Here is a 19,290-nt window from a genome sequence, read left to right as displayed (position 1 = left end):
CCTCAGCGCCGCTTGTTGCCGCGCGGGCCCGTGGGGACGACGGTGTTGCCCCGGTTCTCCGCCCGGAGCGTGCGCCAGCGCGCGAGCCGCTCGGGATCGAGCCGGCCCTCCGCCACGGCGGCCTGGACGGCGCATCCGGGCTCGTGCGCGTGGGTGCAGTCGCGAAAGCGGCAGTCCGGCGCCAGCTCGGTGATCTCGGCGAACAGCGTGTCGAGGCCTTCCGCCGCGTCGCCGAGCTGAAGCGAGCGGATGCCCGGCGTGTCGATGATCCAGCCGCCCCCCGCGATGGCGTGCAGCGAGCGGCTCGTGGTGGTGTGGCGGCCCTTCGCGTCGTGCTCGCGGATGCCGCCCGTCGCCTGAGGGGCGTCGTTGTCCGGCCCGGCCAGGGTGTTGACCAGCGTCGACTTGCCGACACCGGACGAGCCCACCACCGCCACGGTGCGGCCCGGGCCGCACCAGGGGCGAAGATGCGTCGCGGCCTCGGGTTCGCGCGGGTTCACGAGGACGACCCGCAGGTCGCGCTGGAGCGCCAGGGCCTCCCGCCGATAACGCTCCGCATCCTCGGCTACATCCGCCTTGGTCAGCACGATCACGGGCTCCGCCCCGCCTTGGTTGGCCAGCGCAAGGTAGCGCTCCAGCCGCGTCGGGTTGAAGTCCGCGTTGCAGGAGGTGACGATGAACAGGGCGTCGACATTCGCCGCCGCGAGCTGCGGCGCCGTGCTCCCCTCCCGGCGCCGCTCCAGCACGGTGCGGCGATCGAGGCGCCGGCGCAGCATCTGTGTATCGGCCTCGACCAGGACCCAGTCGCCGACCGCGTAGTCGCCGGTGTTGGTATGGACCGGCAGCATGAGCTTGACCGCCCCCGCCTCCGAGACGGCGCCCATGCGGGCGCGATGCACGGTGGCGATGCGCTGGGGCAGGAGCGCTGCCTCGTCGGGCCGGCACTGGTCCGCGAAGAAGGCGGACCAGCCGAGATCGGTCAGCGTGTGGGCGGCGGTCACGACCCGCTCAACCCGCGAGCCGCGCCAGCGCCTCCGTGATCTTCTCCAGGCGGGCCGCCTCCCCGTCGCGGCGCTCGCGCTGCTCGTCCACCACTTCGTCGGGCGCGCGGGCGAGGAAGTCGGCATTGCCGAGCTTGCCCTCGATCTTCGCGATCTCGGCGCTGGCCTTGGCCGCCTCCTTCTTCAGGCGTGCGACCTCCGCCGCGAGATCGACGATGCCCTCCAGCGGCAGGGCCGCCACCGAGCCGCGCACCAGGAGCTGCACCGAGTTCTTCGGGGCGGACGCCTCGAAGCGGACCTCGGAGAGCCGCGCCAGCCGGACCAGCGTGTCGCCCCAGCGGGTCGCGCGGGCCCGCAGGTCCGCGTCGGCGCCGACCACCACGAGGGGGATCTGTGCCGCCGCCGGCACGCTGGTCTCCGAGCGGGCGGAGCGGATCTCGGAGACCAGATCCACCAGCCAGCCGATTTCGGCCTCGGACGCGGCGTCGTTCAGGGCGGCCAGATCCGGCCAGGACGCCAGCGCGAGTAGACCGCGCGACTCCGAAAAACCCTCGCCCTTGATCGCCCAGAGTTCCTCCGTGAGGAATGGCATGAAGGGGTGCAGCAGCTTGGCGATCTGGTCGATCAGGAAGGCGACTGTGCCTTGCGTCTCGGCCCTGGCGGCGGCCTCTACGCCCTCCCCCTGGAGCACGGGCTTGGCGAGTTCGAGGTACCAGTCGCAGAAGATGTTCCAGACGAAGCGGTAGGCGGCCGCCGCCGCGTCGTTGAAGCGGTAGGCCTCCAGCGCCGCCGTGACCTCGGCCACGGCCCGCGCGGCCTCGCCGAGCGCCCAGCGGTTCAGGGTTTCGGTGGCGCCTTCCGGCCGGTAGTCGGCGCGGAGCACGCAGCCGTTCATCTCGGCGAAGCGCGAGGCGTTCCAGAGCTTGGTCGCGAAGTTGCGGTAGCCCTCGACCCGGTTCACCGCGAGCTTGATGTCCCGGCCCTGTGCCGCCATGGCGGCAAGCGTGAAGCGCAGGGCATCGGCCCCGTACTGGTCGATGAGCCCGAGGGGATCGACGACGTTGCCCTTCGACTTCGACATCTTGGCGCCCGACGCGTCGCGCACCAGCGTGTGCAGGTAGACGGTCGAGAACGGCACCCGGTCGGTGACGTGGAGGCCGAGCATCATCATTCGGGCGACCCAGAAGAAGATGATGTCCTTGCCGGTCACGAGGGTGTCGGTCGGGTAGTAGCGCGCGAGTTCCGGAGTCTCGTCCGGCCAGCCCAGCGTCGAGAACGGCCACAGGGCGGAGGAGAACCAGGTGTCGAGGACGTCCTCGTCCCGGCGCAGAGCCACGGGCGCGCGGCGCTTGGCATCGGCCTGACCTTGCGCCTCCGCCTCGCTCGTCGCGACGTAGATGCCGCCCTGGTCGTCGTACCAGACCGGGATCTGGTGGCCCCACCAGAGCTGGCGCGAGATGCACCAGGGTTCGATGTTCTCCAGCCACTGGAAGAAGGTCCGCTCGTAATTCTCGGGCACGAAACGGGTTTGCCCGTCGCGCACCGCCTGGAGCGCGCGCTCGGCGAGCGGCTTCACGTTCACGTACCACTGGTCGGTGAGGTAGGGCTCGATGACGACGTTCGAGCGGTCGCCGTGCGGGACCGCATGGGTGTTGGGCTCGGTCAGGCGCAGCCGCTCGCGCGCCTCCATCAGGGCGACGACGCGCTTCCTCGCCTCGAACCGGTCGAAGCCGTGCAGGGCCAGGGCCTCCGGCTCGGGGTCGGCGCCGGCAAGGAAAGCCGCGTTTCCGTCGAGGCTTATGCGGGCTTCCGAATCCAGAATGTTGATCGGGGTGCAGCCGGCGCGGCGGCCCACCTCGAAATCGTTGAAGTCGTGGGCGGGCGTGATCTTGACCGCGCCCGTGCCCTTCTCCGGGTCGGAATAGGTGTCGGCGACGATCGGGATCAGGCGCCCGACCAGCGGCAGGCGCACGCGCTTGCCCACGAGGTGGGTATAGCGCTCATCGTCGGGGTGGACCGCCACCGCGGTGTCGCCGAGCATGGTCTCGGGGCGCGTGGTCGCGACGGTGATGACCTCCTCGGTCTCGGCCCCGTCCGCGTCCACGATCGGGTAGTCGAAGTGCCAGAGATGGCCCTTCACCTCGACCTGCAGCACCTCGAGATCGGAGATCGCGGTCTGGAACTTGGGGTCCCAGTTCACGAGGCGCTTGTCGCGGTAGATCAGGCCCTGCGCGTGGAGATCCACGAACGTCTTCGTCACGGCGCGGACCATCTGGTCGTCCGGCGCGCCGGAGACGCCCATGGTGAAGCGCTCCCGCGACCAGTCGCAGGAGGCGCCGAGGCGCTTCAACTGGTTGACGATGGCGCCGCCCGATTCCGCCTTCCAGGCCCAGACCTTCTCGACGAAGGCTTCCCGGCCGATCTCGCGCCGGCCCGGCTCCTGCGCCTCCATCATCCGGCGCTCCACCACCATCTGGGTGGCGATGCCGGCGTGATCGGTGCCCGGCTGCCAGAGCACGTCGCGGCCGCGCATGCGCTCGAAGCGGCAGAGGATGTCCTGGAGCGTGTTGTTGAGGGCGTGCCCCATGTGAAGGCTGCCGGTGACGTTCGGCGGCGGGATCACCATGGTGAAGGGCCGCGCCCCGGCCCGCTCGGGCCGACCGGCCTTGAAGGCGTCGCCGGACTCCCAGGCGGCGCTGACGCGCGCCTCGACGGCGGCGGGGTCGAAGGTCTTGTCCATCATGGGCGGAGTCGGTTCACGTGTCGGGAGAAGCGGAAGCTGGCCCGCTTTCAACCCGTCACGGCCCTTGCGTCAACTCGCGAGCCCCGCGATTCGACGTCGGTGGCCCTAGCGGCCCCTGGCCACGCGCTCGATCTCGGCCCGGACCAGGCGCTCGACCATGCTCGGCAGGTTCTCGTCGAGCCAGCCCTTCAGCATCGGCCGGAGCATGTCCTGCACGAGGTCTTCGAGGGTGCGGGCCTGGCTGCTCAGCACGGTGTTGGACAGCATGTGGAAGGCCTGCGCCACGCTGGCGTCGGTGACGGCCGAGGTCAGGCGCTCCGTGGGCGTCGGTTCCGGCTCCGGTGCCCGCGGCACAGGGCGCGGCGGCTCCACGGGGGCGGCGGCCCGGACCGGCGGCGGAGGCTCCGGCTCGTCCTCGTCGTCGTCGTCGAAGGAGATCGCGTCGAAATCGATCTGCCCGTCCTCGATCGGCGCCTTGCGGAACGCGATCTCGGGCTCCTCCAGGGGAGCGGGCTTTCGCACGGGCTGGGCGATTTCGGCGAGATCGAGGACGTCGTCGTTCTCGGGCAGCGGGGCGGAGCGCTGGGGCGCCACCACCTCGGCCTTGGCGTTCTGGTCGTCCGCGATGATGCGGCGAATGGAGGCGAGGATCTCCTCCATGGAGGGTTCCTGCGCCTTATCCGGCACCTTGGGGCTCGCTGCACTCATCCGGACGATGCTCGGTCAAAAGGGTAAACGTTTGCTGACGGGGCCGAGTATTTCATGCTCCCATCCGGACACAAGCGTCGCCCAGCGCGCGGCGCGGGATAAGCCCGCCAATCCCCGATATCCTTCTGCCCCGGTATCCTTTTGCTCCGGTGTCCCGTTGCCCGGAGGTCCTATCGGCCGTCGGGCGTGCGCACGCCGTACCAGAGGTCCTTGACCTGATCGAAGTGCTCCTTCGGGCTGTAGACCGCTACCGGCAGCGCGGTGAAGCGCACGGTGAGGCGGCCCACCGCCTGGACGACGCCGTAGGAGAAGATCACCCGGTCGCGCTGGGCGACGATGAGATTGGTGCGGGCGTTCAGCAGTTCCTGCTGCGCGTTGAGGACGTCGAGGGTGGTGCGCTGGCCCACGCGGGCCTCCTCGCGCACGCCGTTCAGCGCCACCTCGTTGGCCTGCACCTGCGCCTGCGAGGCGATGACCTGCGCCTTTGCGGCCTCCAGCCGGCCCCAGGCGGTGACGATCGCCGAGCGGACCTGATCGCGGGTGTCCTCGGCATCGAGGCGGCGCTGGCCGACCGTCTCCTTGGCCTGGCGGATCTGCGAGTAGGTCTGTCCGCCCTCGTAGAGGGGGATCGAGAGCCGGCCGACGATGGACGCGCTGACCGCGTTGTCGCCCGGGAACTGGTTGTCGTAGCGCTGCTGCACCGTGCCCTGAATGCCGGCGGTCGGGTAGAGCGCGCCCTCGAGCACCCTCACCTGCGCTTCGGCCACGTCCACGAGGTGCAGCGCCGAGGCGATCTGCGGGTGCTCCTTGAGGCCGATGTTAAGCGCCGTATCGAGGTTCGCGGGCACGTAGCGGTCGAGGGGGCGGCCCGGCGCAAGCTGACGCGGCTCGACGCCGATGAAGCGCCGGTAGTTGCCGATGCTGGCGCGCAGCGTCGCCTCGGCGCCGCTCACCTCGGAGCGCGCGCCGGCAAGGCGGGCCTCGGCCTGGGCGACGTCGGTGCGGGTCACCTCGCCCACGTTGAAGCGGTCGCGCGTCTGACGGAGCTGCTCTTCCAGAACCTCGACGTTGTTGCGGCGCAATTCCAGGTTCGCCGTGTCGCTCAGCACGAACATGTAGGCCTGAGCGGCGTTGAACAGCGTGTTCATCTCGGTGGCGCGCAGCGCCTCCCGGACGCGGAGCACGTCCGATTCCGCCTGTCGGGTCTGGTTGTCGGTGCGAAAGCCGTTGAACAGGGTCTGGTTCACGGTCAGGCCGGCGCCGCCGGGCCGGGTGACGTTGTTGATGGGTTGGGTCGCAACCTGCCCCTGGGTCCGGGAGAGGCCGATATCCGCGTCGATGCTCACGGTCGGGCGATACCCGGACTTGGCCTGGGCCACGCTCTCGTCGGTCGCACGCACGCCGGCGCGTCCGGAATTCAGGGCGGGATTGGCCGCATAGGCCCGCGAGAGCGCGCTTTCCAGCGTCTCGGCCGTGGCGGGATTCGCCAACGCGAAGGCCAGCACGGCGACGGCGCCGGGCCGAAGCCGCGCACGCATCGCAGGTCTCGATTCTTTCACGCTCATCAGCCCTTGCGGTTTTTCGATGAACCGGACGGCCTTGGAATGGCCGCCGCGCCTGGACGCGATCCGGATTGCCCGCCTCGGCGCCAAGTCTAGCCGACCTTCGTTGACGGAGCACCGGCTGGTTCCTGCGCACTGCACGAATGGCCGGGGGTGCCACAAAAAAGCGACACCGGGGATGCGCCAGGCGCTGCGGCGGACCGACTTCCGTCGATGCCCCTCAAGGGTCACACCAACGGGTGCCGCGGGGGCATGAGACCCGCCCCGCAGGGGGATTGCGACGGGGTTCGGGCTACCCTCAGAAGGCGAATCCGGCCTCTGCCGCGTAGGCGCCCAGCGCCGGGAGGGCCGCATCGAAGAGCGGGCGCGCGCCGAACGCATCGCCGGCCCGCACGAACAGGGTCGCCTTGGCGGCCCGGTCCCGGCCCATCACGCAGACGAGACGGCCGCCATCCGTCAGCTGCTCCAGGAGCGCCTGGGGCCGGGTCTCGATCCGGCCGTTCACCAGGATGCCGTCGTAAGGACCGGACTTGGCATCGCCGGTCTCCAGGGGGGCCTCCACGACCGCGATCCCGTCGAAGGCGGCGAGGCGGGTGCGGGCGCTGGCCGCGAGGTCCGGGTCGGATTCGAGGGCCGTCACCTGGGCGCCGACCCGGCTCAGGATGGCGGCGCCGTAGCCGTAGCCCGTGCCGACATCGAGGGCCTTCTCGCCCGGCTGGATCGCCAGGGCCTGGATCATGCGCGCCAGCAGCATCGGTGCCGGCATCGCGCGGCCCTGGGGGCCGAGCCGCAGGGTCTGATCGATATAGGCGAAGTCCTCGCGCCCCGGCGGCACGAAGGCCTCGCGGGCAATCTCCCCGAACGCGTCGAGGACCGGGACGTCGTTCACGTCGAAGGTCCGCAACTGACAATCGACCATGAGGCGTCGCGCCTGCGCGTAATCGAGCATGGGTGCCGTCTTCCCTCGACGCTGGTCCGGCGCCGGGCGCCGGTCTGTCCCCTCGGGAGGGCCGGACGGCCCTCCCGAAGCTTGGGAGTTTGTCGTGGATCGACCCGCAAAACGCAAGGTTCGCGACGGGCCGTTCGCCATGCGCAGGGTGTCGGACTGGGTCGGTCGGTCCCGTGCCGCAGCGCGCGAGGCTTCAGCCATCGGATCGATGGACCGCCCGTTGCAGCGCTGTGCGGGAAAAATTCTTGGAGGCCTCGCCCGGAATCGAACCGGGGTGCAAGGATTTGCAGTCCTCTGCGTAACCACTCCGCCACGAGGCCTCTGTCGCGCGGCCCGACGGATCGGGCCCTCTCGGCGACCCCCGTCCGGGCGGCCGGCTCGGGGAGAGCGGTCTCTAGCAGAGGCCCGGGCGCGAGGGCAACGGCCTTTGGACGATCTTCGCAAAAAGGGATGCAATTCTCCGGCGAGGCCCCGCGGCGGAGGCGCAATCGGGCGGAACCGGACCGCACGCGTAGGGGGCGGCCAAAAAATATGACGGATTCGTCAAATCCCTGGCCCGGACACCCTTGCGTCCCGGCGATGTGCTGTGTAGACCCCCGATCGCGGTCCCCGATAGCTCAGTTGGTAGAGCAAGCGACTGTTAATCGCTTTGTCGCAGGTTCGAGTCCTGCTCGGGGAGCCAAACCTTCTTCAAGACTTAGCCGTTCACTTGGTGGACTGGCTATACCGGCAGGGCCGATCCTGTGGGATCAGGCGCCGCGTTCCTCTCATATCCTGTCTGCATCATCCGCGCCGCTCCTTCGGCGCCGTTTTTGCTCGCGTCCGGTGCTCCGCATCCGGCTCGGTCTCCCGAAGCCTCGCGTCGAAAAACCCCCGCCGGTCATGGACCGGCGGGGGTTTTTCGGATCGGCGCATGCGGTCAGGCCAGCGGGCCGGGGATCGCGGTCTCGGCCTCGGCGAGGAGCCGGGTCTCGTGCTTGCGCACGAACAGCCACAGGGCGAGGCCGCCGAAGATCACCAGCGCCAGGAGGGCGAGGCCGACCGGGCCGGCGATGTGCTCGATGGAGCGGCCGCAGAAGTACGAGCCGAGGCCCATGATCGTCGCCCAGGCGATGCCGCCGAGGCCGTTGAAGATGAGGAAGCGGCGCGCATCGAGCTTGTTCACGCCGGCGAGCACCGCCGCGTAGGCGCGCAGCATCGCGGTGAAGCGGCCGAAGAACACGATCTTCCCGCCATGCTCGCGGAACAGGTACTGCCCGAGCTTGAGCCGGCCGTGATCGAGGGCGATGAGATGGCCGTAGCGCAGCAGGAGCGGCATCCCCCAGCGGCGGCCGACCCAGTAGCCGAGATTGTCGCCCAGGATCGCGGCCGCCGCGGCGGCCAGGATGATGAGGCCGATGTTCAGTTGGCCGGTGCTGCCGGCATAGACCGCCGAGGAGATCAGGATCGTCTCGCCGGGCAACGGCACGCCGGCGCTTTCGAGGGCGATGACGACGAAGATCGCGAGGTAGCCGTAGCTGGCGATCAGGTCGGCGATGGGCAGGTTCGAGAGAAAGGACATCAGCATTCCCGCATCGATGATCCCGCGACACAGAGCGGGGGATCATGGCGGGAGCGGGGCTCGTCCGTGGCGGTGCCGGGCCACGCGACGCGGAGACTTCGTCATGAGGTCGAGCGCGCGGCGCCACCGGTCCGGCCTTCCGGACAGTTCGGAGCGCTGCGCGCTCGCGGATCAGCCGAAGGAGCCGAAGCCCGCGAAGCTGTCGCTTTCGAAAGTCGAGGTGGTCTGTGCATCCGGCACGGGGGCCGGAGCGTCTTCGCCCGGTCTGTCCGGGCTTTGGTTCTGGAGGGGAGAGTAGATCTCGTCAGAGACGGATGCGAGCGGCGAGGCAGAGCGATCGTGCTGCACGTCTTTGGTCATCCAGGCTCCTCAAGTGCGATGCCATCACTACGGCACAGCTTGGGGTAGCCGAACGAACGCGATCCGTTAACCCTCGCGTTCCCACGATGTGGGCAGGTCTGACATGCGGTGACCGGGCGCCTCGTCGCCGAACGGTCACCGCTCCGTCGTCGCGGCGTCACGAGACCCGTTCCCCTGGGGCGGGATCGCACATTCACGCAGAAAAAAGGCCGGGGGAACGCGCCCCCGGCCCGGATCGGCCACGAAGCCGGCACTGCTTACGGCTGCTCGTTGCCGGCGTAGTTGATGGAGCCGTCGGCGCCCTTCTTCCACATGTACATCACGTAGTCCGGCCGGGTGATGTCGCCCTTCTTGTCGTAGGCGATGTCGCCGATCACCGTGTTGAAGGGCTTGCCCTCGCGCATGTAGGCGGCGACCTTCTGGCCGTCGGTGGACTTCGTCGCCTTCATCGCTTCGGCGAGGATCTGCGTGGCGGCGTAGGAATAGAGCGTGTAGCCCTCGGGGTCGAAGTTCATCGCCTTGAAGGCGTCGATGGTGGCCTTCGCCTTCGGGTTCTTGCGGGCATCCGGCGAGAAGGTCATCAGGGTGCCGTCCGAGCCCGGGCCCGCCACCTGGGCGAACTCGCGGTCGGCGATGCCGTCGCCCCCCATCAGCGGGGCCTTGAGGCTCTGGTCGCGCATCTGGCGAATCAGCAGGCCGGCCTCGGTGTAGAGGCCGCCGAAGTAGATCACGTCGACATTGGCTTGCTTCAACTTCGAGACCAGGGCGGAAAAATCCTTCTCGCCTGGGTTGATGCCCTCGTAGAGCACGTTCGAGCCGCCCTTGGCCTTCAGGGCCTTCAGGGTCTCGTCGGCCAGGCCCTTGCCGTAGGGGGTCTTGTCATGGACGAAGGCGATCTTCTTGCCCTTGAACTTGTCGGCGAGGTAGGCGCCCGCCACGGCGCCCTGCTGGTCGTCGCGTCCGCAGGTGCGGAAGGTGTTCCAGTTGCCGCGCTCGGTGTATTTGATCGCCGTGGAGGCCGGGCTGACCTCGACAATTCCGGCTTCCTGCAGCACGTCGGAGACCGGGATCGACACGCCGGAATTGAAGGCGCCGACCACGGCCTTCACGCCTTCCGACGCGAACTTGTTGGCCACCGAGACGCCCTGCTTGGGGTCGGAGGCGTCGTCGCCGACCGTCATCACCAGCTTCTCGCCGTTGACGCCGCCAGCCTTGTTGATGTCCGCGATGGCCTGCTGCGCGCCGGTCTTGATCTGCGCGCCGAAGGCGGCGTTCGGGCCGGTGACGGGGACGACCACGCCGATCTTGATCTCGGCCTGGGCGGCGGTGGCCGCCAGCATCAGGCTGAGGGCGACACCGGCTGAAAACAGTGACTTCATGCTCGTTTCCCCTCTTGCGGCGCCGGGCCGGGCGTTCGCTTCGCCGGACGGGTCGCCAAACGCGGTGTGGTCTCGCGCCGGGCCCTCAGGGCGTCGGCGCGCTCATCCGATCCCGCCAGCTCAGCGGGCCGGTGCGCTCGTAGAGCCAGGCATATTGCCGGGTCATCTGTCCGGTGCGGGTGTAGCGGTAGGCCACGGCCCCGATGGCGAGGACGACCGCCGCGTCGACCAGGTAGGCCGGCAGCGACAGCAGCGGGTCCTCGAACAGGGCGTAGTGCAGGAAGCGCGTCACCGCCGCGATGAGGAGGAGCGCCAGGGCACAGTGCCAGAACGGGCGCCAGCCGCGGGCGAGCCCGCTGCCGGTCATCCAGGCCGCACCGCCCCCCATCGCCACGGTGATGAGGAGGAAGATGCCGAGGGTGCGCAGATCGAGGCTGAAACCGTCGCCCATGCTCAGTGCGATCCCCCTTCGAGATAGGCGGCCTTGACCTGTGGGTCGTCGAGGAGCGCCTGTCCGGTGCCGCTCATGGTGACGGCGCCGTTGACCATGACGTAGCCGCGATGCGCGAGCTTGAGGGCATGATAGGCGTTCTGTTCGACGATGAATACGGTCAGCCCCTCGCGGGCGTTGAGGTCGCGCACGGCCGAGAAGATCTGCTTGACCACCAGCGGCGCCAAGCCCAGCGAGGGCTCGTCGAGCATGAGCAGGCGCGGCCGGCTCATGAGCGCGCGGGCGATGGCGAGCATCTGCTGCTCGCCGCCCGACATGGTGCCGCCGCGCTGGTCGATGCGCTCGGCCAGGCGCGGGAACAGGGTGCACATCCGCTCGAGGTCCTCGGCGAAGTGACGCCCGCCATTCACCGCCGCTCCCATCTGCAGATTCTCCCGCACGGTCATGCGGGAGAAGATCCGCCGTCCCTCCGGCGACTGCGCCAGGTTGAGCCGGGCGATCTCGTGGGTCGGCAGTTTGGTGATGTCCTGTCCTGCGAAGGTGATGGTGCCCTCGCGCGCCTGGGGCTGGCCGAAGATCGTCATCATCAGGGTCGACTTGCCGGCCCCGTTGGCGCCGATCAGCGCCACGATCTCGCCCTCGTGCACGTCGACGTCGACCCCCTTCAGGGCCCGGATGCTGCCGTAATAGGCCGAGACCCCGCGCACGCTGAGGAGCGGCGCCTTGCCGGCCTGGGTGTCCGCCTGCGCCATCCGGGCGCGGGTCTCGTCCACCAGCACGTTGATGCCCGCGACGCTCATGCTGGGGCTCCCGCGAGACCGACTTCCGCTTCCACCGCCGCCACCTCCTCGTCGTCGACGCCGAGATAGGCCGCGATCACCCGGGTGTCGTTGCGGATTTCGTCCGGCGTCCCGTCGGCGATCTTGATGCCGTAATCGAGCACCACGATCCGGTCGGAGATCTGCATCACCACCGACATGTCGTGCTCGATCAGCAGCACCGAGGTCCCGTAATCGTCGCGGATCATGCGCAGGAGGGTGTTGAGGTCTGCCGATTCGCGCGGGTTGAGGCCCGCGGCCGGTTCGTCGAGGCAGAGCAGGACGGGGTCCGTGCACATGGCCCGCGCGATCTCCAGGCGGCGCTGGTCGCCGTAGGGCAGATCGCCCGCTGGCTCGTCGGCTCGGTGGGTCAGCCCGATGCGGGCGATCCAGGCGGCGGCCTTCTCGATCGCCTCGGCTTGCGCCCGGCGATAGCCCGGCAGGCCCAGGATGCCCGCCAGGGAGAAGCCCGAGGCCCGCATCAGCGGCTTGTGCATGGCCACCAGCAGGTTCTCCAGCACGGTCATCTGCGGAAACAGGCGGATGTTCTGAAAGGTGCGGGCGACGCGGGCGAGGCGGTTGACGTCGTGGCCGGGCAGGCGCTCCAGCAGGTAGGTCTCGCCGCCCTCTTGGCGCAGGCGGATCATGCCCTCGGTCGGCTTGTAGAAGCCGGTGATGCAGTTGAAGACCGTGGTCTTGCCGGCGCCGTTCGGGCCGATCAGCGCCGTGATGTCGCCGCGCCCGACCTTGAACGAGAGGTCGCCCACGGCGGTCAGGCCGCCGAAGCGCATGGTCAGGTGGTCGACCACCAGGATCGGGTCGGCCGGGCCGCCTGAGATCGCGGCCGGGGGCTCGTCCTGAACGGTGGCGAGGCGGGTGATTCCCGTGGCGAGGGTCATGCGGCGCGGTTTCCGAGGCGGACGGAGGGCGTGCGCTCCGAGATGAGCCCGCGCGGTCGCCAGACCATCATGCAGACCATGGCGAGTCCGAACAGCAGCAGGCGGTACTCGTTCGGGTCGAAGCCCTCGCCGAACACGGCCTTCAGGAAGGTGAGGTTGCGCAGCAATTCGGGCGCCCCGACCATCACGATGGCGGCGATGGCCACTCCGATCTGGCTGCCCATGCCGCCGAGCACCACGATGGCCAGGATGATCGCGCTCTCCAGGAAGTTGAAGCTCTCCGGCGAAACGAAGCCCTGCCGCACGGCGAAGAACGAACCGGCGAAGCCCGCGAACATGGCGCCGAGCGCGAAGGCGGTGAGCTTGGTCATGGTGGTGTCGATGCCCAGCGACCGGCAGGCGATCTCGTCCTCGCGCAGGGCCTCCCAGGCGCGCCCCAGGGGCAGGCGGCGCATGCGCAGCGTCACCAGGTTGGTGATCAGGGCCAGCGCCAGGATCAGGTAATAGAGGAAGACGATGCGGTGCATCGGGCTGAAGGCGAGCCCGAAGGTCTGGGCGAAGCCGCCCTCCCCGGCCGTGAAGGGAATGCCGAAGAAGCTGGCGCGCGGGATCGAGGAGAGACCGGCCGCACCGCCCGAGAAGTCGACCCAGTTGATGAGGACGAGACGGATGATCTCGCCGAAGGCCAGCGTCACGATAGCGAGGTAATCGCCCCGCAGGCGCAGCACCGGGAAGCCCAGGAGCACGCCGAAGGCGGCGGCGAACAGGCCCGCCAGGGGCAGGCAGATCCAGAACGAGAGGCCGAACACGGTGGAGAGCAGCGCGTAGGAATAGGCCCCCACCGCGTAGAATGCGACGTAGCCGAGGTCGAGGAGGCCGGCGAGGCCGACGACGATGTTCAGGCCCCAACCCAGCATGACGTAGGTGAGGATGAGGATGCCGAGGTCGATCCAGTAGCGCCCCTCCGACAGGCCCCCCGATGCGAGGGCGGCCAGCAGCGGCAGGGTCAGCGCCACGAACAGGGTCAGCGGGCCGAGCACCCGGCCGGCCCGGGCGACGACCGGAGCCGCGTCGACGGTGGCGAGACGGTGCACCTCCCGCCGCCGCGCGACCTCGCCGAGGAGCAGCCGCTGGCCGAGGCGCAGCACGAAGACCGCGAGGCACAGGCCGGCGACGACGCCCCAGCGGCCGGTGAGTTCGAGGCCGGTGCCCTGCCCGAGATCCGTCCGGTAGGCCACCACCGGGATGCTCAGGCCCAGCGTCACCAGGGCGAAGAGTGCCGAATCCTTGAGCATCTCGGGCAGCGCCGCGCCGGAGCGCCGGGCCACGGTGGGGGCCACCGCGCCGATGGTCGATCCGTGAGTCGTCGATCCTTGCGTCGTCGATCCTTGCGCCACGGCTCAGACCTTCTCGACTTCGGGGCGTCCGAGGATGCCGGATGGTTTGAAGATCAGCACCACGATGAGGATCAGGAACGCGGCCACGTCCTTGTACTCGATCGAGAAGTAGGCCGACCAGAAGGTCTCGATGAGACCGATGATGAGGCCGCCCAGCACCGCGCCGGGCAACGAGCCGATGCCCCCGAGGACGGCGGCCGTGAAGGCCTTCACGCCGGGCACGAAACCGTCCGAGAACGAGACCACGCCGTAATAAAGGAGGTAGAGGGTGCCGGCGACCGCCGCGAGGGCCGCTCCGAGCACGAAGGTCAGCGAGATCGTGCGATCGACGTTGATCCCGAGCAGCGCCGCCATGCGCCGGTCCTGCTCGCAGGCGCGCTGGGCCCGCCCGAAGGAGGTGCGCTGCACGAGGTACCAGAAGCCGGCGAGCAGCAGCGCCGTCGTCGTCATGATGATCGCCTGCTTGTAGGACAGGGTCACCGTGTACTGCTCGTTCTGGTAGAGCACGATGACGTCGCGGACCAGGGGCGGCACCGGCTTGTTGCGGGCGCCCTGCACCACCTGGACGAAGTTCGACAGGAAGATCGACACGCCGATGGCCGAGATCAGCGGCGCGAGCCGGAAGGAGCCCCGCAGGGGCCGGTAGGCCACCCGCTCGATCGCCCAGCCCCAGAGCGCGGTCAGGATCATCGCTACGATGAGCACGATGAGGAACACCAGGGCGACCGAGGTGAGCCCGAGCCAGGATGTGAGGATCAGGAAGAAGATCAGCGCGATGAAGGATGAGAGCATGAAGACGTCGCCGTGGGCAAAGTTCACCATCCCGATGATGCCGAAGACCATGGTGTAGCCCAGGGCGATCAGCCCGTAGATCGACCCGAGCGTCAGGCCGTTGATGAACTGCTGGGCGAAGAATTCCATGAACCGGCCTTCGTTTCGGCGCTGCGGCCATTCGCGAACGGGGTTTGCGAATGGCGTGCCAGCCTGGAATGTTCTGAACAACCGCCTCCGGTCAATCCTTGCCGCGGGTCCGGGCGTGAGCTTCCCTCGGTCCTGAAACGCGCGCGGCCCGGCGCTGAAGGCGCCGGGCCGGCTCGGAAGCGGGCTAGGGTCCGGTGCGACGGCACCGGCCGGACTTACTTGAGGAGGGAGACCAGCGCCTTGCCGGCCGGGGTCTTCAGCTCCTTGGCGTCGAGGGTGCCGTCGTTGTCCGGATCGGCGGCCTTGAAGCGGGCCTCCACCAGCGCGAGGAACTCGGTCTTGTCGAGGGTGCCGTCCGAATCCGGGTCGGCGGCCTTCAGAGCCTTCTTGCTGACGCGGCCCTGGAGTTCCTTGGCGTCGACCGTGCCGTCCTTATCGGATTCGAGCTTGTCGAACAGGGCGCCGGCCACGGCCTGGGCTTCCTTGAGGTCGATGGTGCCGTCGTTGTCGGTGTCGACCATCGAGATGACCTTCGACGCGCCCGGACCCTTGGCCGAGGCCGGCAGGGTCAGGGGAAGCGCGAGGGCAGCGGCGCCCAGGATGGCGGCGAGGCGGGAGACGTTGGACATGCGAATGGCTCCGTGCAGACAAAAACGGCTCCCTCGCTACCATGCGTTGCGACCGCGCAGAAGGATTTATATTGCAATGCAGTATCGCGTCGTCGGCGCTGGTCCTGCGACAATACCGCTCCACGATGGGCGGCCGGCTCATCCGCGCCGAGGGTTGTCTGTCGTTGGCCAGAGACGCGGTGGCCCATGAGCCGCCGCGTCCGCGCACTTGGCTGCGTCCGCATCCATCACCGAAGGGGTCGCCGGTTCGACGACGGATGCGGACCCTGGATCGGGTCAGCGGGCGTCGGGCCGGGGCGGAGCGTCCGGCCGGGGCGCATCGGGTTTCGGCTGGCCCGGCAGTGCGGCGAGGCGGTCGAGCATCTGCAGGGTGAGGTCGGCGCAGGCCTTCATGGGCTCGTCGTCGGCGCATTTCACGTCGAGGGCGGTCTCGCCCCGCTCCAGGCGGAAGTGCGCGGCCTTCGCCGGCGGCGGAGGTGGCGCATCGGGGCCGCGGCGGGGACCGCCGGGGGGGCCTCCGGCCTCCGGCCCGGGACGCGGGCCCCCCGGGGGCGGAGCCGGCTGTGCGACGGCCGCGCCGGCGACGAGGATCGCGGCGGCGGCGAGGAGGGCTCTGGTCTTCGTCATGGTCGATGTCCTTCGGGCTCGAGGGGAAAGGGATGGGCGTTCGCTTAGAAGACCCGCTTCTCGCGGACCTGTCCGTCGAAGCCGACATGGAGCTGGCGCTCGCGGCCATCGCTGCCGCGCGCCGCGATCTCGAGGTGGCGCGGACCCCGCCCGACGACGCGAATGTCGGAATAGCCCGCGGCCGCGACCCCGGCGGTCAGGGCCGGCACGTCGGGGGTCGGCCCGAGGCCGACCCGGTCCCGGGCCCAGTCGAGGGTGCCGGCGGGCGGGCCGCCGGCGGGGCCGACGCGGACCTGGCTGCCCTCCGCGCGGGTGATCAGCAGGGCATGCAGGAAGCCGTTCTCGAACCGGCCCTGCACGGTGACGGCCTCGCCCGCCTTGACGAGGGTGCCCCCCTCCCCCTGGCGGCCGGTCTCGACCAGCGCCTTGCCGGTGCCGTCCTGCATCACGAACTTGTTGCCGTAGATCTCGGCGACGTCGCCCTTGGCGGCGATGGAGCCCGACGGTTTCAGGGCCGCGATCGCGGTGGGCGCCACCGGCGTCATCACGGAGGCGCCGTTCTGGGCCAGCGACAGGCCGATCGCACCGAAGGCAAGGGGGGCCGCGATGGCGCCGGCGACGAGGGCCCGGCGCGAGCGCTTCGGGGTCGGGGTGACGGCGGGGCTGGAGGTCTCGTGGGTCTCGGTCATGACGTCTGTCCTTCTCGGGTTCAAGGCGCCCTCTCGGGTTGAGGCCGTTCTAGGCCGGGGCCACGAACCCGGACTGAACCGGACGGTTCAGCCCCCGTTAAACGACGCGGCGTAGGCCGCTCGCCCTTCGCCTCCGCCCTTGCGCCCCTGCCTTCCACCCACGGACACGCCCCATGAAACTCCTGCTGGTGGAGGACGACACAGCCCTCGCCGCCGAGATCGCCAAGGCCCTGCGGGCCGAGAACTTCGCCCTCGACCACGCCGCGAACGGCGAGGACGCGCAGCATCTCGGCGAGACCGAGACCTACGACGCGGTGGTGCTCGACCTCGGCCTGCCCAAGCGCGACGGCCTCTCGGTCCTCAAGGCGTGGCGGACGGCGGGGCTGACGGTCCCGGTCCTCATCCTCACGGCGCGGGACGGCTGGAGCGACAAGGTCGCGGGTTTCAAGGCGGGCGCCGACGACTTCCTCGTCAAGCCGTTCCGGGTGGAGGAACTGGTGATCCGCCTGCGCGCCCTGGTACGCCGGGCGACGGCGCACGGGGCCGCCCGCGTCACCTGTGGGCCCCTCACCTACGAGTCCGGCCTCGGCACCTTCGAGCGCGACGGCCTTCCCCTGAAGCTCACCGGCCTCGAATGGCGCGTCCTTTCCTGCCTGATCCTGCACAAGGACGGGGTGATGCCGCGCGGCCAGCTGATCGAGCGGGTCTATGACGGCGACGCCGATGTGGATTCGAACTCCGTCGAGGTCATCATCACCCGCCTGCGCCGCAAGATCGCTCCCGCCCGCATCGAGGGCGTGCGCGGCCACGGCTACCAGCTGCACCCCGGCGAGCCCGCCTGATGCCGCCGCCGCGTGGACCGGGTCACCCGCCGCCCGGGCCGCCCGGGCCGACCGGGCTGTTCCATCTCGGTTCCCTCCAGCGTCGCCTGCTCCTTGCCGCCCTCGCCCTCGTCACGGCGGCCCTGGTGGTGGCGGGGCTGGCGATCGGGCTGATCCTGCACCGTTTCGTCCGTGGCCAGCTCGACAGCCGCCTCGACAGCCAGCTCGTCGCCATCGCGGCGAGCCTGGAACGCGGACCGGGCGACCGCCTGCGCCTCGACCGCAATCTCGACGGGCCGCCCTTCGACCGGGATCGCGGCGGGTGGCACTGGCAGGTGCGGCAGGGCCGCAGCGTTCTACGCTCCGGCTCCCTGGAAGGTCGCGATCTCGCGCTGCCCGACGATGCGCCTCGACCCCGCGACCCGGATCGGCCCCGGCCGGCCGATGGCACCGGCCCCTGGGGCGACGCGCTGATCCTGCGTATCCTCGACCTGCCACCGACGGGGGACAGCCCGCCCGCGATCCTGGTCGCCTCGGCCCCCGCCCGGGCCCTGGCTGGGCCTCTGCGCGAGGCCGGCCTCGCCCTGGCGGCGATCCTCGGTATCCTCGGCCTCTGCCTCATGGCCGGGCTCGTGGCACAGGTGCGCCTCGGCCTGAGGCCCCTGGAGCGCCTGCGCCGGGACCTCGCGGCGGTGCGGGCGGGCCGTGAGCCCTGCATCCCGGGTCCGCAGCCCTCCGAGATCCGCCCCCTCGCGGCGGAGGTGAATGCGCTCCTCGACCAGAACGCCGCCAATCTCGAACGGGCCCGCACCCATGTGGCCAATCTCGCCCATGGCCTGAAAACCCCGCTCGCCACCCTGAGCCTCGCCCTGGCCGACCCCGGCCGGGACCCTGACGGCGCCCTCGCGAACCTCGTCTCCGGCATGGACCGGCGCGTGCGCCATCACCTGCGTCGAGCCCGCGCCGCCGCCCTCGGGGGACCGGGCCGCGCGCGAACCGACCTCGCCGGCGCGGTGGCCGATCTGGCCGCGACCTTCGCGCGGCTCTATGCGGCCAAGGATCTCGCCATCGCGCAGGACGTGGCGCCGGGCCTCGCGGCGGCCTGCGACGCGCAGGACATCGACGAGATGCTGGGCAACCTGATCGACAATGCCTGCCAGTGGAGCCGCGCCCATATCCGCATCACCGCTCGCGCGACCGATGACGGGGTCGTGGTGACGGTGGAGGACGACGGCCCCGGCCTCGACGCGGCCGCCGCCGCCATGGCGCTGCGGCGCGGGGGACGCCTCGACGAAAGCGTGCCGGGCCATGGATTCGGCCTCTCGATCACCCGGGAACTCGCTGAGCTCTACGGTGGGGCGCTCGATCTCGGCCGCTCGGATCTCGGCGGCTTGAGCGCGCATCTCGCCCTGCCGGCGTGACACGCGGACATCCGCGGTCCGTCACAAAAGGTTTGCGTTTTGGGTTGACGGTGTTTGTTGGTGTCCGTATAGGGCTGTTCATCGGCGGCGGCCAAGGGATTTGGCGGCTGACTGGCGCTTCTTTGGATGATTGGGAAGGGTTGCTCCGGCGACGAGCTGGGCGGCGCTTCTGTTTTTGTCTGTTGGTGTGGGTCTGGGTTTTGGCCTGGGCTTTTGTTCTTTGACAAGTGAATCTGAGAAAGAGAAGCGTGGGCGGCGTATTTGCTCTTGCGGATTCCTGTAATGGGGATCGTGAGACGATTGCTGACACGTTTCGAGAGCTCACACGGATTTGGTGGAAACGCCGGGTCTGTT

At 69.7% G+C, this 19,290-nt stretch carries 18 protein-coding genes and 2 tRNA genes; 3 read left to right on the top strand and 17 right to left on the bottom strand.

What is annotated here, in order from left to right; translation table 11 throughout:
* Positions 1-2 precede the first annotated feature (2 nt).
* From rsgA to MKK58_RS10230, 6 genes are all read right to left on the bottom strand, one after another.
* Complete coding sequence (gene rsgA / locus MKK58_RS10255; protein WP_243911977.1) at positions 3-1,001, bottom strand: ribosome small subunit-dependent GTPase A; 999 nt, start codon at positions 999-1,001, stop codon at positions 3-5.
* A 7-nt stretch (positions 1,002-1,008) separates the two neighbouring features.
* Positions 1,009-3,744 (bottom strand): valine--tRNA ligase, encoded by a 2,736-nt coding sequence (locus MKK58_RS10250; RefSeq protein ID WP_243911976.1) that lies wholly within the window; start codon positions 3,742-3,744, stop codon positions 1,009-1,011.
* Positions 3,745-3,849: 105 nt separating this feature from the next.
* Positions 3,850-4,452, bottom strand: a complete 603-nt coding sequence (locus MKK58_RS10245; protein WP_279578314.1) for a PopZ family protein — start codon at positions 4,450-4,452, stop codon at positions 3,850-3,852.
* Between the two features lie 170 nt (positions 4,453-4,622).
* Positions 4,623-6,017, bottom strand: a complete 1,395-nt coding sequence (locus MKK58_RS10240) for a TolC family outer membrane protein (RefSeq protein WP_243911975.1) — start codon at positions 6,015-6,017, stop codon at positions 4,623-4,625.
* Between the two features lie 295 nt (positions 6,018-6,312).
* The gene (locus tag MKK58_RS10235; protein WP_243911974.1) at positions 6,313-6,963 is read right to left on the bottom strand and encodes a protein-L-isoaspartate O-methyltransferase family protein; all 651 of its coding nucleotides are present in this window, start codon (positions 6,961-6,963) and stop codon (positions 6,313-6,315) included.
* A 246-nt stretch (positions 6,964-7,209) separates the two neighbouring features.
* Positions 7,210-7,283, bottom strand: a tRNA-Cys gene (locus MKK58_RS10230).
* 286 nt (positions 7,284-7,569) lie between these two features.
* On the opposite strand from MKK58_RS10230, the gene MKK58_RS10225 reads away from it, so the two are divergent.
* Positions 7,570-7,645: transfer RNA gene (locus MKK58_RS10225), tRNA-Asn, on the top strand.
* Between the two features lie 237 nt (positions 7,646-7,882).
* Here the strand turns inward: MKK58_RS10225 and MKK58_RS10220 are convergent.
* The 11 genes from MKK58_RS10220 to MKK58_RS10170 form a co-directional block, all read right to left on the bottom strand.
* Positions 7,883-8,524: a DedA family protein gene (locus MKK58_RS10220; protein ID WP_243911973.1), complete on the bottom strand. Its 642-nt coding sequence runs from the start codon at positions 8,522-8,524 to the stop codon at positions 7,883-7,885.
* A gap of 171 nt (positions 8,525-8,695) precedes the next feature.
* Positions 8,696-8,884, bottom strand: coding sequence for a hypothetical protein (locus MKK58_RS10215; protein WP_243911972.1), 189 nt, complete (start codon positions 8,882-8,884; stop codon positions 8,696-8,698).
* A 257-nt stretch (positions 8,885-9,141) separates the two neighbouring features.
* Positions 9,142-10,263 (bottom strand): branched-chain amino acid ABC transporter substrate-binding protein, encoded by a 1,122-nt coding sequence (locus tag MKK58_RS10210; protein ID WP_243911971.1) that lies wholly within the window; start codon positions 10,261-10,263, stop codon positions 9,142-9,144.
* 85 nt (positions 10,264-10,348) lie between these two features.
* Positions 10,349-10,714 (bottom strand): DUF6867 family protein, encoded by a 366-nt coding sequence (locus MKK58_RS10205; RefSeq protein ID WP_243911970.1) that lies wholly within the window; start codon positions 10,712-10,714, stop codon positions 10,349-10,351.
* A gap of 2 nt (positions 10,715-10,716) precedes the next feature.
* Entirely contained in the window at positions 10,717-11,514 is a 798-nt protein-coding gene (locus tag MKK58_RS10200) for an ABC transporter ATP-binding protein (RefSeq protein WP_243911969.1), read from the bottom strand.
* Positions 11,511-12,431: an ABC transporter ATP-binding protein gene (locus tag MKK58_RS10195; RefSeq protein WP_279578313.1), complete on the bottom strand. Its 921-nt coding sequence runs from the start codon at positions 12,429-12,431 to the stop codon at positions 11,511-11,513. The genes MKK58_RS10200 and MKK58_RS10195 overlap by 4 nt, the downstream gene beginning before the upstream one ends.
* Positions 12,428-13,726: a high-affinity branched-chain amino acid ABC transporter permease LivM gene (livM, locus tag MKK58_RS10190; RefSeq protein ID WP_243911993.1), complete on the bottom strand. Its 1,299-nt coding sequence runs from the start codon at positions 13,724-13,726 to the stop codon at positions 12,428-12,430. Before livM ends, MKK58_RS10195 begins: the two co-directional genes overlap by 4 nt.
* A 105-nt stretch (positions 13,727-13,831) precedes the next feature.
* Positions 13,832-14,749: a branched-chain amino acid ABC transporter permease gene (locus MKK58_RS10185; protein WP_243911968.1), complete on the bottom strand. Its 918-nt coding sequence runs from the start codon at positions 14,747-14,749 to the stop codon at positions 13,832-13,834.
* A gap of 215 nt (positions 14,750-14,964) precedes the next feature.
* Positions 14,965-15,378 carry an EF-hand domain-containing protein gene (locus MKK58_RS10180; protein ID WP_243911967.1) on the bottom strand — a complete coding sequence of 138 codons (414 nt, stop codon included), beginning with the start codon at positions 15,376-15,378 and terminating at the stop codon, positions 14,965-14,967.
* Positions 15,379-15,654: 276 nt separating this feature from the next.
* Positions 15,655-16,005 (bottom strand): hypothetical protein, encoded by a 351-nt coding sequence (locus MKK58_RS10175; RefSeq protein WP_243911966.1) that lies wholly within the window; start codon positions 16,003-16,005, stop codon positions 15,655-15,657.
* Positions 16,006-16,049: 44 nt separating this feature from the next.
* Positions 16,050-16,694, bottom strand: a complete 645-nt coding sequence (locus MKK58_RS10170; protein WP_243911965.1) for a DNA-binding protein — start codon at positions 16,692-16,694, stop codon at positions 16,050-16,052.
* A gap of 173 nt (positions 16,695-16,867) precedes the next feature.
* Here MKK58_RS10170 and MKK58_RS10165 point away from each other — a divergent pair, with 173 nt between their 5' ends.
* Positions 16,868-17,536 (top strand): response regulator transcription factor, encoded by a 669-nt coding sequence (locus MKK58_RS10165; RefSeq protein ID WP_243911964.1) that lies wholly within the window; start codon positions 16,868-16,870, stop codon positions 17,534-17,536.
* Positions 17,536-18,936, top strand: a complete 1,401-nt coding sequence (locus MKK58_RS10160) for a sensor histidine kinase (RefSeq protein ID WP_243911963.1) — start codon at positions 17,536-17,538, stop codon at positions 18,934-18,936. Before MKK58_RS10165 ends, MKK58_RS10160 begins: the two co-directional genes overlap by 1 nt.
* Positions 18,937-19,290: the final 354 nt, after the last annotated feature.

Origin of the sequence: Methylobacterium sp. J-078, from assembly GCF_022829285.1 — a bacterium.
Lineage (GTDB): Bacteria > Pseudomonadota > Alphaproteobacteria > Rhizobiales > Beijerinckiaceae > Methylobacterium.
Note: the sequence above shows the minus strand (reverse complement) of the source record. Positions and strands in the feature narration are given on the sequence as shown.